14 protein-coding genes and 1 pseudogene are annotated in these 14,967 nt (G+C 46.1%); 14 read left to right on the top strand and 1 reads right to left on the bottom strand.

The annotated features are described in order from the left end of the window. Positions 1-101 precede the first annotated feature (101 nt). From dxs to lspA, 10 genes and pseudogenes are all read left to right on the top strand, one after another. Positions 102-2,009: a 1-deoxy-D-xylulose-5-phosphate synthase gene (dxs, locus tag JOE45_RS06690; RefSeq protein ID WP_210020935.1), complete on the top strand. Its 1,908-nt coding sequence runs from the start codon at positions 102-104 to the stop codon at positions 2,007-2,009. Positions 2,010-2,026: 17 nt separating this feature from the next. Then, on the top strand, positions 2,027-2,869 hold the full coding sequence (locus tag JOE45_RS06685; protein ID WP_210020936.1) for a TlyA family RNA methyltransferase: 843 nt from the start codon (positions 2,027-2,029) through the stop codon (positions 2,867-2,869). A gap of 69 nt (positions 2,870-2,938) precedes the next feature. Next, a complete protein-coding gene (locus JOE45_RS06680; RefSeq protein ID WP_210020937.1) occupies positions 2,939-3,406 on the top strand; it encodes a hypothetical protein in 468 nt (155 codons plus the stop codon). 31 nt (positions 3,407-3,437) lie between these two features. Next, positions 3,438-3,887 carry a transcriptional regulator AhrC/ArgR gene (gene ahrC, locus JOE45_RS06675; protein WP_210020938.1) on the top strand — a complete coding sequence of 150 codons (450 nt, stop codon included), beginning with the start codon at positions 3,438-3,440 and terminating at the stop codon, positions 3,885-3,887. A gap of 20 nt (positions 3,888-3,907) precedes the next feature. Next, positions 3,908-5,608: a DNA repair protein RecN gene (gene recN / locus JOE45_RS06670; RefSeq protein ID WP_210020939.1), complete on the top strand. Its 1,701-nt coding sequence runs from the start codon at positions 3,908-3,910 to the stop codon at positions 5,606-5,608. 132 nt (positions 5,609-5,740) lie between these two features. Further along, positions 5,741-7,078 carry a SpoIVB peptidase gene (spoIVB, locus tag JOE45_RS06665; RefSeq protein WP_210023386.1) on the top strand — a complete coding sequence of 446 codons (1,338 nt, stop codon included), beginning with the start codon at positions 5,741-5,743 and terminating at the stop codon, positions 7,076-7,078. A 257-nt stretch (positions 7,079-7,335) separates the two neighbouring features. Then, the gene (gene spo0A, locus JOE45_RS06660) at positions 7,336-8,139 is read left to right on the top strand and encodes a sporulation transcription factor Spo0A (protein ID WP_210020940.1); all 804 of its coding nucleotides are present in this window, start codon (positions 7,336-7,338) and stop codon (positions 8,137-8,139) included. 598 nt (positions 8,140-8,737) lie between these two features. Further along, complete coding sequence (locus JOE45_RS06655) at positions 8,738-10,171, top strand: flagellin N-terminal helical domain-containing protein (RefSeq protein WP_210020941.1); 1,434 nt, start codon at positions 8,738-8,740, stop codon at positions 10,169-10,171. A 128-nt stretch (positions 10,172-10,299) separates the two neighbouring features. After that, positions 10,300-10,395, top strand: a pseudogene (locus JOE45_RS24125) (sporulation transcription factor Spo0A); the annotation flags it as partial. Positions 10,396-10,800: 405 nt separating this feature from the next. Further along, entirely contained in the window at positions 10,801-11,292 is a 492-nt protein-coding gene (gene lspA / locus JOE45_RS06650) for a signal peptidase II (RefSeq protein ID WP_280873977.1), read from the top strand. A gap of 52 nt (positions 11,293-11,344) precedes the next feature. On the opposite strand, the gene JOE45_RS06645 is transcribed toward lspA, so the two are convergent. Next, positions 11,345-11,530 carry a DUF2524 domain-containing protein gene (locus JOE45_RS06645; RefSeq protein WP_210020943.1) on the bottom strand — a complete coding sequence of 62 codons (186 nt, stop codon included), beginning with the start codon at positions 11,528-11,530 and terminating at the stop codon, positions 11,345-11,347. A gap of 374 nt (positions 11,531-11,904) precedes the next feature. Here JOE45_RS06645 and JOE45_RS06640 point away from each other — a divergent pair, with 374 nt between their 5' ends. From JOE45_RS06640 to JOE45_RS06625, 4 genes are read left to right on the top strand one after another with little or no spacing between them, the layout of a single operon-like run. Then, a complete protein-coding gene (locus JOE45_RS06640; RefSeq protein ID WP_210020944.1) occupies positions 11,905-12,261 on the top strand; it encodes a carboxymuconolactone decarboxylase family protein in 357 nt (118 codons plus the stop codon). A gap of 42 nt (positions 12,262-12,303) precedes the next feature. Continuing rightward, on the top strand, positions 12,304-13,374 hold the full coding sequence (gene steA, locus JOE45_RS06635; protein WP_210020945.1) for a putative cytokinetic ring protein SteA: 1,071 nt from the start codon (positions 12,304-12,306) through the stop codon (positions 13,372-13,374). Positions 13,375-13,393: 19 nt separating this feature from the next. After that, a complete protein-coding gene (locus JOE45_RS06630) occupies positions 13,394-14,104 on the top strand; it encodes a glycosyltransferase family 2 protein (RefSeq protein WP_210020946.1) in 711 nt (236 codons plus the stop codon). Beyond that, entirely contained in the window at positions 14,098-14,961 is an 864-nt protein-coding gene (locus JOE45_RS06625; protein WP_210020947.1) for a hypothetical protein, read from the top strand. The genes JOE45_RS06630 and JOE45_RS06625 overlap by 7 nt, the downstream gene beginning before the upstream one ends. Positions 14,962-14,967 lie beyond the last annotated feature (6 nt).

Raw genomic sequence — 14,967 nt, 5'->3', positions numbered from 1 at the left:
AATTAACTTGTAGTTCATGTTTGATTTGAGCACCGGACTTCTCCTGTGCTATACTTCATGATATCAAGGCAACGTCTCGGCATTAGATTCATTAATTTACCATGGAAAGCGGGGGAACAAGCGTGCTGCTCAATCAAATTCATCAGCCTGAAGACCTGAAAGGTCTTACAGTGGAGCAACTGGAGCAAGTGGCCGCGGAGACAAGAGAGTTTCTTATCGAGAAGCTTTCGGCTACCGGCGGTCACCTCGCGCCCAACCTTGGTGTTGTCGAGTTAACGATTGCTCTGCACTATTTGTTTGACAGTCCAAACGATAAATTTATATTCGATGTGGGACATCAATCCTACGTTCACAAAATATTGACTGGCCGCAAGGATCTGTTTGATACACTTCGTAAGTATAAGGGCCTATGCGGTTTTGTGAAGCGCTCCGAGAGCGATCATGATGTATGGGAAGCCGGACACAGCAGTACATCTTTGTCTGCTGCGATGGGGATGGCGGTTGCCCGAGACCATAAAGGCGAATCCAACCGCGTCGTTGCGGTCATTGGTGATGGTGCGCTTACCGGTGGGATGGCGTTAGAAGCGCTGAACCATATTGGGCACGAAAAAAGAAATTTGATGGTTATATTGAACGATAATGAAATGTCCATCGCTCCGAATGTCGGCGCGCTGCATAATTATTTGGGGCGCATCCGATCGGATCGGCATTATGTGAAGGCTAAGGAAGAATTCGAGCATTTGATCAAAAAAATTCCGGCTATTGGCGGCACGTTAGCCAAAACGGCGGAACGTTTAAAAGATTCCTTCAAATATTTGGTCGTTCCAGGGGTATGGTTTGAAGAGCTCGGGTTTACGTATCTTGGACCGGTAGACGGTCATAATCTGCCGCTCCTCCTTGAAACCATGAAGCAGGCGGACAAAGTGAACGGACCTGTACTGGTGCACGTTATTACGCTAAAGGGGAAAGGTTACTCTCCTGCTGAAGCGGATTCGCACAAGTGGCACGGGATTACTCCGTACAAAATCGAATCCGGTCAAGTGCTGAAACCGGTCGGACCTCCCATGTACACAGAGGTGTTTGGTAACACGCTAATCGAGCTTGCAGTTGAAGATAAGCGGATCGTAGCCATCACCCCGGCTATGCCGGGGGGGTCGGGTCTGCTCAATTTTGCGAAGGCATACCCGGACCGGATGTACGATGTCGGCATCGCAGAGCAGCATGCGGCCACCTTCTCCGCAGGACTGGCGAGTCTTGGCTTGAAGCCGGTATTTGCTGTGTATTCCACCTTCCTTCAGCGTGCCTATGATCAGGTTGTTCATGACATTTGCCGGGCAAACCTGAATGTGATCTTTGCGATCGACCGAGCTGGCTTTGTCGGTCCGGATGGGGAAACGCATCAGGGCGTTTACGATATCGCCTACCTGCGGAGCATTCCGAATATGACTTTGATGATGCCGAAGGACGAGAATGAACTTAGGCATATGATGAAGACAGCTGTGGACTTCAATGACGGACCGGTTGCGGTACGTTACCCGCGGGTGAATGGCTTGGGCGTGTCCATGGATGAGCCTTTAAGAACCATTCCAATCGGTTCATGGGAGGTTCTGCGGCAGGGAGAGGACGCGGCGATCTTGGCTGTCGGACCTATGATTCCGCTTGCGTTTGAAGCGGCGGAGCAGCTTGCCAAAGAAGGCATACAGGTTCGGGTAGTCAACGCCCGGTTCATCAAACCGATGGACGAAGCCATGCTGATGCAGTTGGCGAAGGAAGATATTCCACTCGTTACGCTTGAAGAAGGTGCCCAAATGGGTGGTTTCGGAAGCGGCGTGCTTGAATTTTATTCCCTTAACAATGTATACGGCATGCGGGTGAAGCTGATCGGTGTTCCTGATTATTTTGTGGAGCATGGTTCTGTGAAAGAGCAGCGGCAGGAAGTCGGATTAACAGCCGAACGGCTAGTGACCGAGCTTCAATCGCTCGTTCCACGCAAAAGACAGCGGGCGTAAGCATGAAGGAGCTATTCATGGCAGCAGACAAAGCGGATAAAGAACGGCTCGACCTTTTGCTAGTCGAGCTTGGTTTATATGAAACGAGAGAAAAAGCGAAATCGGCAATTATGGCCGGTCTGGTCCTTGTGGACGATGAACCGGTAGATAAAGCCGGCACCAAAATACCGCGCGCTTCCAAGATTGTGGTGAAGGGTGCGGTACATCCTTACGTAAGCCGCGGTGGGCTGAAGCTGGAGAAAGCGCTCTGTACTTTCGGCATTGATCTCCAAGGTGTCATCATGCTGGATATCGGCGCGTCAACAGGCGGTTTTACGGATTGCGCCCTTCAGAATGGCGCGGCTCACGTATATGCCGTCGATGTAGGCTACAATCAACTGGACTGGTCATTACGTAAGGACCCTCGCGTCAGCGTAATGGAACGGACTAATTTCCGTTACATGCAGCCGGAAGTTCTGAAGGGTCCACAGCCTTCTTTTGCCAGTATCGACGTATCGTTCATTTCCCTAAAGCTAATATTGCCTCCGTTAAAAAAACTATTATCTCCATCGGGGCAAGTGGTGGCTTTGGTGAAGCCTCAGTTCGAGGCAGGCAGAGAAAAGGTAGGCAAATCCGGTGTGGTTCGGGAGCCGGAAACACACAGGGAAGTGCTGCAAACGGTGCTTCAATTTGCGCAAGAGATCGGATTTGCGGTAAAGGGTGTAACCTACTCCCCGATTAAGGGTGGAGAAGGGAACATCGAGTTTTTAGCGTATTTGACCCAATCCTATACGAACGAGCCCGGATGGTCCGGTTCCGAGCTGGAACGGCGGATTCGCGAGGTTGTTGAAGAGTCGCAAAGCATGCAGAGCTCATCTTAACGGATGAGTTTTTGTTTTTTTGGAGGATAATGGAGACGGTTTCTCGAATACTAATTCGAGGTGAATTCGATGCAAAGCGGTGACGGAACGGTCATTGTGCTGATTGTGGCGGCGCTCGGCATATGGGCTTTCTATTACATAAGGAGCAAAATGCGGGAGACGGTGGAGCAAGCATTGCCTTTCGAGCTTCGAACGGGCGATGAAGCGCCTGACGATGAAGCATCCCGTTTGCTGGAGGAACACGGCTATGAAGTGCTTTGCGGCAAAAGACGCATTCCCATTGACATCTCGGTGAGTGATGAAGAACTGCTGCAAAGCCGGTTGTTTATTGATTATATGGCCTCGAAGAATGGTCTGAACTATGCTGTCAAACTGGCAAAGGACCGGAAGCCGGTGGCGTGGACAGGAAGCTCGATACGAGAAAGGCTGCTGGTGTACCAGCTTGTGTATCCAAACACGGCTGGAGTATTATATGTGGACTTGCAGCAGCGAATGGTTCATTGTTTTGTGTTTGATGTGCAGTTATACGATGAATAATGCTGGACCCATACGTAGCAGGGAGGATACCATGAAAGGCCAACGACATATCAAGATCCGTGAAATCATTACAAATAACGAAATTGAAACCCAGGATGACTTGGTGGAGCAGCTCCGAGCAGCAGGCTTTCACGTGACGCAAGCTACAATCTCCAGAGACATTAAAGAATTGCATTTAGTGAAGGTACCTTTGGATGATGGAAGATATAAATATTCAATGCCTGCCGATCAGCGCTACAATCCGATGCAGAGGCTTCGGAGGTCGCTCAATGATCATTTTGTACATATTGATTATACGGATAATCTGGTTGTTCTCAAGAGCCTGCCGGGCACGGCTAATGCCATTGGAGCATTAATCGACAGCCTGGAGTGGAATGAAATAATGGGTACCATTTGTGGCGATGATACCATATTGATTATATGCCGCTCAAAAGATCAAAGCGTGCATGTTGTAAATCAAATTCTTGGAATGCTCAGCTGAAGCTAAAAGAGGTGCGAACCATGCTGCTGGAAATGTCGATACGCCAATTGGCGGTGATTGAACACGTAGAATTGCACTGCAAAAGCGGTTTTCATGTATTGACGGGGGAAACGGGTGCGGGAAAATCGATTATTATCGATGCGCTCAGCTTGATAGCGGGCGGAAGAAGCTCTTCTGACCTGGTGCGCTATGGGAGTAACAAAGCATCAATCGAAGCGATGTTCGGGATAGGGGCGGACCATCCGGTTTGGTCTGTTTTGGACCGGTTGGGAATAGAAGGAAGCCCGGAAGAGCATCTTATCATACGAAGAGAAATAACGGCTCAAGGCAAAAGCACAAGCCGCATTAACGGTCAGCTCGTTAACCGGGCCATGCTCAAGGAAGTCGGGGAATGGCTCGTTAACATTCACGGGCAGCATGAGCATCAATCCCTGTTTAAGGTGGAGGAGCATCTCCGCTGGCTTGATTTGTTCGGAGAAGCGGAAATTACTCCTGCCAAGCGGGCATATCAAGAAGCTTATGATGCTTATCAAACGATTCGCAAGCAGGTCAGAGAGCTTCAGGATACGAGCAAACAAAATTTACAAATGATCGACCTGTACCGTTTTCAGGTGGAAGAGATCCACTCCGCCCAGTTAAAGCCGGGAGAAGACGAGGCTCTGGCAGAGGAGAAGCAAAAGCTGGGGAATGCCGAGAAGCTATATTCAAGTGCGGCAGATGCTTATGACCAGCTTTATGATGGGAACAAGGGACTTGATGCGGTACGTCGTGCCATGCAGAAGCTACAGGATATAGCTGTGCTTGATCCATCCAAACTGCAGGCGTTGACGGAACAGGTACAGAGCGCATATTATCAGCTTGAGGATGCGACTTATCAAATTAGGGATTACCGGGACGAGATTGAATTTAATCCTTCCCGACTTGATTTTATCGAGCAAAGGATGGATACGATCTCTTCCCTAAGGAGAAAATATGGAGATACGGTATCCGATATTTTGGCTTATGGCGAGAAAATCGAACAAGAGCTCGATATGATCGAGAATAAGGATGAGAAGCTCCTCCAGTTAGAGAAGCAAGAGCAAGTCGCACTTGCAGCTCTCCAGCGGATAGCGGACGATCTTACTGGCCTGAGAAAAAGCGTGGCTGATCGGCTTGCAGCAGAGATCGTTGCGGAGCTTCGTGATCTTCATATGGAGAGAACGCAGTTTCAAGTGAATTTCGTATCGACTGATGGCAGGAAGCTAACCAGAGACGGTGCCGACCAAGTTGAATTCCTCATATCGGCCAATCCGGGGGAGCCGCTTCGATCTTTAAGCAAAATCGCATCAGGCGGTGAAATCTCCAGGGTTATGCTAGCGTTGAAATCGATATTCGCCCGCGTAGACCAAATTCCAGTACTCGTTTTTGACGAAGTGGATACCGGCGTTAGCGGACGAGCGGCACAGGCGATCGCAGAGAAAATGTCCAGGTTGTCGCTGAGCTGCCAAGTATTCTCGATCACGCATTTGCCGCAGGTGGCTTGTATGGCAGATGCGCATTACCGCATACACAAAACGACGGACGGCGACCGTACATATACCAATATCGATGACTTGAGTACGGACGAGCGCGTTCATGAGCTGGCGAGAATGCTGGGTGGAGTAGAGGTCACAGAGAAGACTCTCCAGCATGCTCAAGAAATGCTAATGATGGCAAATGATAAGAAAGCAAGGATGGACTAACGGGGGTGGCACCATTTTGGTGTTATAAAAGAAAAGGGCGGGGGTTACCTTAAAGGTACACATCGGCGATATCTGCTCTTCATGTACAGGACAGGCGCCGCTGAGCAGAGGAAGCAAGGGAGCGTGAGCGAATTGAGTTCCAACCAGAGAAAAAGATTGATTGGATTACTGCTCGTACTCTTCGTTTGTCTAGGTAGCTTAACCACCCCTTTCCAAAGCTTTGCCTCATTCCCCGAGGAGCTACGTCTTTTTACCGGGCAACAAGCCCATTTACAGCTCTCCATGCCGGTGAATGCACAGGTGATCGTCAATCATCCGGAAATTTTGAAAGTAAACGGAACAGCAGAGCACTCATTACAAGTGGATCTACATCATCCCATCTCTTTGCAATCCTATAAAGCTGGTCAAGCAGAGATGCAGTTGAAGCTATTCGGCAAAATTCCGCTCAAAACGGTAAAGGTCAACGTTGTTCCCGATCTAAAGGTCATTCCAGGCGGTCAAACCATAGGCGTAAAGCTGAAGTCGGCGGGGATAATGGTGGTCGGTCATCACCTTGTGGCCGTTGCGGACGACAGAAAGACGTCGCCGGGCGAAGAAGCGAAAGTGCAGCTTGGAGACTTAATTGTCAAAATGAACGGTAAATCCGTTAACGATGTCAGCAAGGTGGCTGAACTAGTCAAAGCAGCAGGCGAAAGCAATAAACCGATTGTATTAACGATTGTACGAAGCAATCAAACGTTGGAAATTCCACTTACTCCTGCTTATGATACGGTGGACAAAGCATACCGGCTCGGTCTGTATATTCGCGATTCCGCAGCGGGCGTCGGTACGCTGACCTTCTATGCTCCGGATCAAGGCGTGTATGGTGCGCTCGGTCATGTCATAACCGACATGGATACACAGGCGCCGATTGTGGTAGGCAACGGAGAAATTGTCCATTCGAATGTGACTTCGATCTCCAAAAGTCAAAACGGCGAGCCTGGTGAGAAAAGAGCCCAGTTCTCCAGAGAGAGCAAGGCGATCGGCAACATTGAGAAAAATACCCAATTTGGTATTTTTGGAAAAATGTACGGAGCTCCTTCCCACAGCATGAGTGACAAGGCGCTTCCCGTAGCTTTTGCGGAGGAGGTTAAGGAAGGACCCGCGCAAATCTATACGGTTGTCGGAGGTCAAAAGGTCGAGAAATTCGATATTGAAGTCGTGCATGTGGCTAAACAGGAGTATCCGGCAACCAAAGGGATGGTCATCAAAATTACCGATAGCCGCCTTCTGGATAAAACAGGCGGGATTGTCCAGGGAATGAGCGGAAGCCCGATCGTTCAGAACGGCAAGGTCATTGGCGCGGTTACGCACGTATTCGTCAACGATCCGACAAGCGGCTACGGCTGTTTCATAGAATGGATGCTACATGATGCCGGCATTATGCTCAGATCAACAGGAAGTTCAGAGGAAGAGAAGAAGGCGAGCTAATCGCCTTCTTTTTTTTCGGGGAAACCAAGAAGGCGCATAAAGGAATCAAGTCTTCTTTATTTACAATATGGGCAAGAAAAAAGTGTTTTTGTCGAATAATGTATAAAAATGAATTAAATTATTAATTATAAAATAAAATCGATAAAAAATCCACAAAAATAATATTCGACAGAAGGTATTTTAAAGTGTGTGTCGAAATCATATAATTAAGTAAATAATGCTTACGTACTTGTCGCAAATGAAGGGAGAGCTTTCTGTTGCAAACCATTGATGTTTTATTAGCGGATGATAACCGTGAATTCACAAATTTATTATCTGAATTTATCGACGATCAAGAGGATATGAGGGTATCAGGCATAGCCTATAATGGCAATGATGTTATTCGCTTAATCGAGCAGAGCCCCAAAGTTCCAGATGTATTGATCCTCGATATCATTATGCCGCATCTAGATGGTCTCGGCGTGCTTGAGAAGCTGCGTGAGCTGGATTTAAATCCACAGCCAAAGATTATTATGCTCACTGCTTTCGGCCAGGAGAACATAACTCAGAAAGCCGTACAACTTGGTGCATCTTATTACATACTAAAGCCATTTGACATGGAAATCCTGACAAACCGCATTCGCCAATTGGTGGGTCCTAACCAAACGATGTCGATGATGTCATCTTCGATGCAAGCGAAAGCCAATATCGTGCATTTACCAAAAACGAAAAATTTGGATGCAAATATTACCACCATCATTCACGAAATCGGCGTTCCTGCTCATATTAAAGGTTATCAATATTTGCGTGAAGCCATCACGATAGTGTACAACAATATTGAAATTCTTGGAGCCATCACGAAAACATTGTACCCTGCGATTGCCGAGAAATACAAAACGACGCCAAGCCGCGTTGAACGTGCCATCCGCCACGCGATTGAAGTCGCCTGGACGCGCGGAAATATCGAAAGCATCAGCCATTTGTTTGGCTATACGATTAACATCTCTAAAGCGAAGCCGACGAACTCTGAATTTATCGCGATGGTGGCGGATAAGCTCAGAATCGAGCACAAGGTGTCTTGAAAGGGTAAGGAGTAGTGCGTTTGGTAAGGGTTTTCGGGATTTGGAAACGGATTACAGCCAGAACAATTTTGGCTACTAATATCTGAAAAAGCCGTTTTCATACCGATAGACTTCTAAATAGCAATCCAACTAATACCGCTTATTTATTGGTTCCTCAAAACCAATGAAGGAGTGGTATTTTTTATAACTGATTTTGAGACAATTTGGATAACCTTATGCTCTAAACCTATCGGGTAAAACGTTGGCAAGAAGAGACATTAAAGTTATTTGGGAAGTATTTGCAGGAGCAGTATAATATTGAGGATATAAAAAAGTGTTCAATCGGGTCATTATTCGGCAGTACATTAAGTATTTACGGGAGAGGGGGGAGCTGAGTCCAAAGGACAAAAATCATATCCTGAGAATCGCACCGATGATAAGAAAGAGTATCCTTGACAACGATTGAACGCTCTTTATTTCATGATTCCATCCATTAGAAGATGAATGAAATTTTTAAGTGAAAACTAGAAAGACCTTAGTTCCTATTTCTGGTATAATGGTGGATGAAATCAATAATTTTTAATAAATACTTGGCGATTTTAAATAAGAGGTGTCTCAAATGAGAATTAATCACAACATATCTGCACTTAATTCATATAACAGGGAGCAAACAAATAATAAAGGTGTTTTAAACTCAACACAAAGGATATCTTCTGGATTAAGAATTAATCAAGCAGCAGACGACTCTGCTGGATTAAGTATTTCCGAAAAGATGAAAGGTCAAATTCGCGGTTTGGAGCAAGCTGAACGGAATATTCAAGATGGAATTTCGCTTATTCATACAGCTGAAGGTGGATTATCACAAATACAGAATCCTTTGATACAAAGGTTAAGAGAACTTGCTATTCAAGCTTCAAACGGTACCTTAACATCTCACGATAGACAAGCAATCCAAATGGAGATTGATCAGATAAAACAAAATATTAATGATATAGCGAATAATACGGAGTTCAATAGTATTAAACTGTTACAACCTCCGGTAATTCAAGGAAATAGTGGATCACCAAGTGGACAAAAAGCAGATATTATTTTCTTTATTGATGATTCGAGTACGATGCAAGAGGAGATAAATCACGTAACAGCTGGGATATCCGATTTTGTAAGTAATTTATCAGCATACGGAGATGTTAGAGTAGGTACAGTAAGCACGGTTCATTCTGGCCGCAATCTTCCCCTGACGAGTGATGTTGCAATGATTCAAAATCACCTATCAAATGTACATATTGCTACACCGGGCGGGTCCACCCCTTATCAACATATGATAAACTATGCACCTAACGGCTCTCAAGGATCATCATTAGGATACGATTCAAGTTCAAAAAAGATTTTTGTTCTGTTAACGGATACTAATAATGAAAGTACTGTTGTCACCGAGCTCGATGTTAAATCAGCGTTAGAGTCGGACAATATAAATTCATATGTATTTGGGCTTAATTTAGGGGCTTCTACAAATTCTTTTTCACAGAGTACAGCTTACGATGATTTTGCTAAGCAAATTTTTATTCCTGCAACAGCTGCAGACATAGCAGCAAATATCTCCCCAGGATTAGCAAATCAAATTGTTGCTGACACTGGTTTTGGCCAAGAGGAATCTTCTTTAAAACCAATTCATCTTCAAGTTGGACCGAATAGTGGAGATGATTTTATAATTCATCTTTTCGATGCTCGCACGACAAATCTCGGAATCGATGATATTCTTGTTGATCCAATAGGAAAAGCCCAAGAAGCGATTGAGAAATTAGATAAAGCTCTTGAAACAGTGTCATCGGAACGCGTAAAATTTGGTGCTTATCAGAACGTATTAGAACACATTAAGAATAATGTATCGAATTATAAAAGCAATATTACAGCTTCAGAATCACAAATTAGAGATGCAGACTTACCAAAAGAGATATTAAATTTAACTAATAAAAAAATTGTTCTTGAATCATCCCATGTTATGCTCACACAGGCTAATCAGATGACACAATCAGTATTGCAGTTTTTGAAATAAAATTATAAAGAGAAGACTTAAATAAAATCCTGGAATTTTAAGACCACTTTTAGTCAATTGTCTATTATAATAGAAATAACTCCCTAGCTACGTACTCTAGCCTTCTATATCCTTGATACATAAGTTGTGGAAATATCGAAAACATCAGCCATTTGTTTGGCCATACGATTAACATCTCCAAAGCGAGCCGACGACAGCTCAGAATCGAGCACAAGGTGTCTTGAAAGGGTAAGGAGTAGTAAATATTTTGCTTTATAAAGTTGTTCTCTTACCTATCACCAAACCCGATAAATCGAAATGATTTATCGGGTTTGCTTTTGGAATGGAACAACAAATGGGGTTCTAATATAGGAATCATTGACAGGTTTTTGGATGGGGGTTTCAACTTAACAAATCATTGACAAGAGCGGGAGCGTTAAAATTATTAAATGATTAGCGGATAAGGGTTATATTAACAGGTCCTTCAGGTGGTACCACGATGCCTTCTGGGGAAACACCACCATAAACAAATATAAAAAGATATGGAAATAAACCTCACTCCATATCTTTTTATATTTGTTTGAGGACGGAGGTGAGAAATATTTGCATTACAAGTTAAGGTTTAAGATAATGAAATTAAACGAATTTGAATGAGTACAAGGAGAAAATACATGTTGTTTTATATTTTTGCTTTAACCGCTGTTGCGATCGATCAAATATCTAAAATCATTATACGTGCACATATGGAAGTAGGAGAATCCGTACCATTGAACAGCTTTTTGCAATTTACTTTTTATGAAAATAGCGGGATGGCCTTCAGTTTGTTTCAGGGCTATGCTAGGTGGTTCGGGGTAATCGCCGTGATTGTTGTCATTGCGGTGCTGTATTATCGCAATAAAGGTGAATTAAGAGGCGTTATGATGGAGATTGGAACCGGCTTATTCGTTGGGGGAGCCATCGGTAATGCTATAGACCGGTTTGTTTTCGGTAAAGTGACGGATTTTCTAGATTTCCGACCAAGTCAAGGGATTCTTAACTTAGCTGATATTTCGATCCATATTGGAGTCATGTTTATCATAGCGGATGCGGTTATCCAATATGTTAAAGAAAGGTTGATCCAAAGCAAAAGTAATTCTCTCTGAAAGCATGGGGTAAGGGCCGGTGAAGGCCCTTTTTTCTTTGTATAAGCAGCTATTATGGATGGATATCGCATTTATTTTTGATAAAGTGAATTTGATTTTCCAGACGATGTATTCTTTCTTCCTTTTCTTTATTCGATGGCTCGTTTGAGGACAACAGTGCATCCAGGTCGTTCTGCAGCTGATGCAGGTCTTGTCCGGAATTGGCGCAATCATAACGGCTTTCCAAATTATCAATCACAAGGAACACCTCCCTAGTTCAAATGATTTCATTTGTTAGTATGGAGGGTGTTGCTCTCAAGTATGTCGGAGAGGCTCAACCAATTGCAGGATAGATTGCCCCGTCACTAAGAAAAAGGAAGCTGGTGAGGTTGATTCATTTCTTTTGAGTAAGCAGTATGGGCAACAATTTAGCCCAAATTTCCGGTAAGAGCCTAATTTCCATAATCAGATTTGAATATGGGATCATTGTAGCATAGGACTTCATCGATTTTTGCGGAAAATTGTAACTGCTTACATTGAATAACCTTAATTTTTGCCTTACTTCCCTTATTGCTGCATACATGAAACAAGTAGAGGGCAGGTTATAAGAAATGGTAAAGGAGGTTACTCCCTATGCAGCAAACGGAAATCCAAAGCAAGGTGAATTCTTATAAAATAGGTGTTGGCCATATGCAAGAGAATATGCCAGCAATGGTCGATGCGTATCACCACTTTACCGGAGCTTGCTTCGGTCCTGGGGCATTGGAAGAAAAGCAGAAGCAGTTGATAGCGCTTGGCATCAGCTTGTTTGCAAACAATGAGGTTTGCACACTGTATCATGTTCAAGAAGCTCTTTCTTTGGGGGCATCCAAGCAGGAGATTGTGGAGACTACAGCCGTGGCGGCTGCGGTGGGAAGCGGCCATACGTTGTCACAAGGGGTTACTCGGGTACAGCAAGCGTTAGACTCACTCACTCGTGGAACGCAATAATCTCAGCGGTCAACTTAGTCTGGATGCGGGTGGTTGGTACATATGAAATGGAATCGCAAATCGGAACGTTGGCCCATTAAAGGAAAAGTAGAAGCGGACCGCAACACCAAACAACTGCTGAAGCGGATACGTCCGGGAAGCATTGCTGTGATATCCCATGATGATATAGATGAGTTAGCTGTACGGGGGTTGCTAGACGCCAGGGTCAAAGCGGTGATTAATACAGGCCAAACGATGACCGGTATGTTCACGAATCAAGCAAGCTTATTGCTTATTGATGAAGGGGTACCGCTCTTGGAAGCGGCTCCGGAAAGCTTCGAGCTGTTTAGCGAGAACGCTGAGATCACACTAACTGAGAACGGTATTGATATGGGATCTTCTTGGATTCCCTGTACCCGATTTACTAGGCAAAGGTGGCTGCAAAGCTATCTTGCCGCCCGGCAGGCTGAGCCCGATCAGCTCCGGAAATTTATTGATAATACGCTTTGGTATGCAAGTCAAGAGAAAGAGTGGCTGGTCGAACCACTCCCTACACCGACCATTCGGACGGAGCTTACCGGCAAAGCTGCGTTGATCGTCGTCAGGGGAAGCGGGTTTAAAGATGATTTGGCCGCTTTACGGCCTTATATTGAGCGTGTGAATCCGGTTCTAATCGCTGTGGATGGCGGTGCTGACGCTTTGTATGACTTTGGTTATTCTCCACAGCTGATTATAGGGGATATGGATAGTGTATCGGATCGGGTGCTTCGCTCTGGAGCGGAGCTCATTGTTCATGGCTACATTAACGGTGAAGCTCCTGGAATGAATCGATTACATAGACTGCGACTGTCAGGAACGCTTTTGCCAAGCGGGGGTACCAGTGAAGATGCCGCGCTGCTGCTGGCTTACGATGGAGGATGCGAACAAATCGTTACAGTCGGTTTGCACAGCCACATGCAGGATTTTCTTGAGAAAGGCCGTAAAGGCATGGGAAGTACTTGGCTTGTACGCATGAAGGTCGGAAGCAAGCTGATCGATGCGCGCGGAATCAGCCGGGTTTACCCGGCAAAAGAGGTTGCTAAACCGATGAAGGTCATACGGGCCTGGCAGTCTTTTGTTCGATCTCTGCTCTAATGTAAAAGGAGGAGCGATTATGTCTACACTTGTATCCATCATTATTCCGGTTTGGAATGAAGCAGAGCGTATTCCCGCTACGTTGAAAGCGGTGGCTCGGGTTCGGGAAGCCCAGGAAGGCATCAAGCCCCTTGCATTGACATTTCAAGTGATCGTTGTCGATGATGGAAGCAAGGATGATACACGAACGGCTGCCGCTCCTTGGGCAGATCTCGTTATAGGGTATCCAATCAATAGAGGTAAGGCAGCTGCAATGGCCGCAGGGTGCCGGGCTGCTGCCGGGGATATTATTGTTTTTCTGGATGCCGATTTGGGGGGAACCGCGGGCTATTTTCCGTTTCTGTTGGAGCCGCTGCTCCAGAATGAGGCAGACTTATCGGTTGCGAGGATTCCGCCCGTAAATAAACCCGGCGGCTTCGGGCTGGTAAAAGTGCTCGCTTCTCGCGGAGTAAAAGCTTTAAGCGGTTATCCAGCACTGGCTCCGCTATCCGGGCAGCGTGCGATAAGGGCGGAAGTGTTGAAGCGCACCGGGCGGGCTTATCAAGGTTTTGGAGTAGAAGTAGGTATGCTAGTCGATGCCGTCAAGCTCGGATATCGTGTTGCGGAGCCGGAGATTCCATTTCGCCATCGGGAAACTGGACGGGATTGGGACGGCTTTATGCATCGCGGTAAACAGTTCATTTCCGTAGGCCTCACGTTGTGGGATTGCTGGAGGAGGCCGATATGCTAACCGATGTTTTTATGGATTGGCTTATGCCTGGAATGGTGCTTTTAGCCGCAGGACGGCTGCTGCTGCCCGGCGGCTTACGGTTTCTTCAAGAGCATGGGATTACGGATCGAAGCTATAACGGTGAAACGATTCCTACCGCGGGAGGATTGCTGATTTGGCTTCTTCTTCTGGTCTATTTTGTGATGGATAGGATCACTGGAGCTCAGCAGATTGAGGCCATATGGATGCTTGCTCTTACGGTAGTTTGCTTTGCAGGCTTTATGGACGATGTAAAAGGTGATAAGCGGACGAAAGGAATACGCAGCCACTGGATGGCGTGGAAGCAGAAACGCAGTATCACTACCGGGCTTATAAAGGCCGCAGCGGCTGGCACTGCCGGTCTGACGCTGCTGCTGCCGAGCCAAGGCAACCTATGGGCTCTGCCCTGGCAGCTTTTGCTGGTGCTTCTTGCTACGAATGCCGTTAACTTATTTGATGCTCGCCCAGGGAGGGCGGTAAAAATATTTTTCATCTCGATGGGTACGGTCGGCTGGTGCACCTTCATACTGGCGGCATATGCAGTTACAGAGAACGGGATGCGGCTGTGGCATGGACTGGTACCGGTCCTGGTTGGTGTGCTGCTGCTTGCTCCTTACGATTTGAAGGGACGCGTTATGCTTGGGGATACCGGTGCCAATATGCTTGGCTTTACACTGGGTATCGTTATCGTGAAGCTGACGTCGGAGGTCTTCCAAGCGGGTGCCCTCACCGTGCTGATCGCTTTGCACGCTTTGACCTGGCGACGGTCATTAAGCGCTATGATTGAGGCAAACCGGCTGCTGCGCTGGCTGGATGACGCCGGACGAAGACGGGCATAACGAAGA

Origin of the sequence: Paenibacillus sp. PvR098, assembly GCF_017833255.1 — a bacterium.
In the GTDB taxonomy this organism is placed as follows: Bacteria; Bacillota; Bacilli; order Paenibacillales; family NBRC-103111; genus Paenibacillus_G.
This window is presented reverse-complemented; position numbering and strand designations above follow the sequence as displayed.

What these genes read in the sequence shown, in the direction of transcription:
- dxs (WP_210020935.1), top strand. Translation starts at nt 102, where the DNA reads ATGGAAAGCGGGGGAACAAGCGTGCTGCTCAATCAAATTCATCAGCCT.
- JOE45_RS06685 (WP_210020936.1), top strand. Translation starts at nt 2,027, where the DNA reads ATGGCAGCAGACAAAGCGGATAAAGAACGGCTCGACCTTTTGCTAGTC.
- JOE45_RS06680 (WP_210020937.1), top strand. Translation starts at nt 2,939, where the DNA reads ATGCAAAGCGGTGACGGAACGGTCATTGTGCTGATTGTGGCGGCGCTC.
- ahrC (WP_210020938.1), top strand. Translation starts at nt 3,438, where the DNA reads ATGAAAGGCCAACGACATATCAAGATCCGTGAAATCATTACAAATAAC.
- recN (WP_210020939.1), top strand. Translation starts at nt 3,908, where the DNA reads ATGCTGCTGGAAATGTCGATACGCCAATTGGCGGTGATTGAACACGTA.
- JOE45_RS06655 (WP_210020941.1), top strand. Translation starts at nt 8,738, where the DNA reads ATGAGAATTAATCACAACATATCTGCACTTAATTCATATAACAGGGAG.
- lspA (WP_280873977.1), top strand. Translation starts at nt 10,801, where the DNA reads ATGAGTACAAGGAGAAAATACATGTTGTTTTATATTTTTGCTTTAACC.
- JOE45_RS06640 (WP_210020944.1), top strand. Translation starts at nt 11,905, where the DNA reads ATGCAGCAAACGGAAATCCAAAGCAAGGTGAATTCTTATAAAATAGGT.
- steA (WP_210020945.1), top strand. Translation starts at nt 12,304, where the DNA reads ATGAAATGGAATCGCAAATCGGAACGTTGGCCCATTAAAGGAAAAGTA.
- JOE45_RS06630 (WP_210020946.1), top strand. Translation starts at nt 13,394, where the DNA reads ATGTCTACACTTGTATCCATCATTATTCCGGTTTGGAATGAAGCAGAG.
- JOE45_RS06625 (WP_210020947.1), top strand. Translation starts at nt 14,098, where the DNA reads ATGCTAACCGATGTTTTTATGGATTGGCTTATGCCTGGAATGGTGCTT.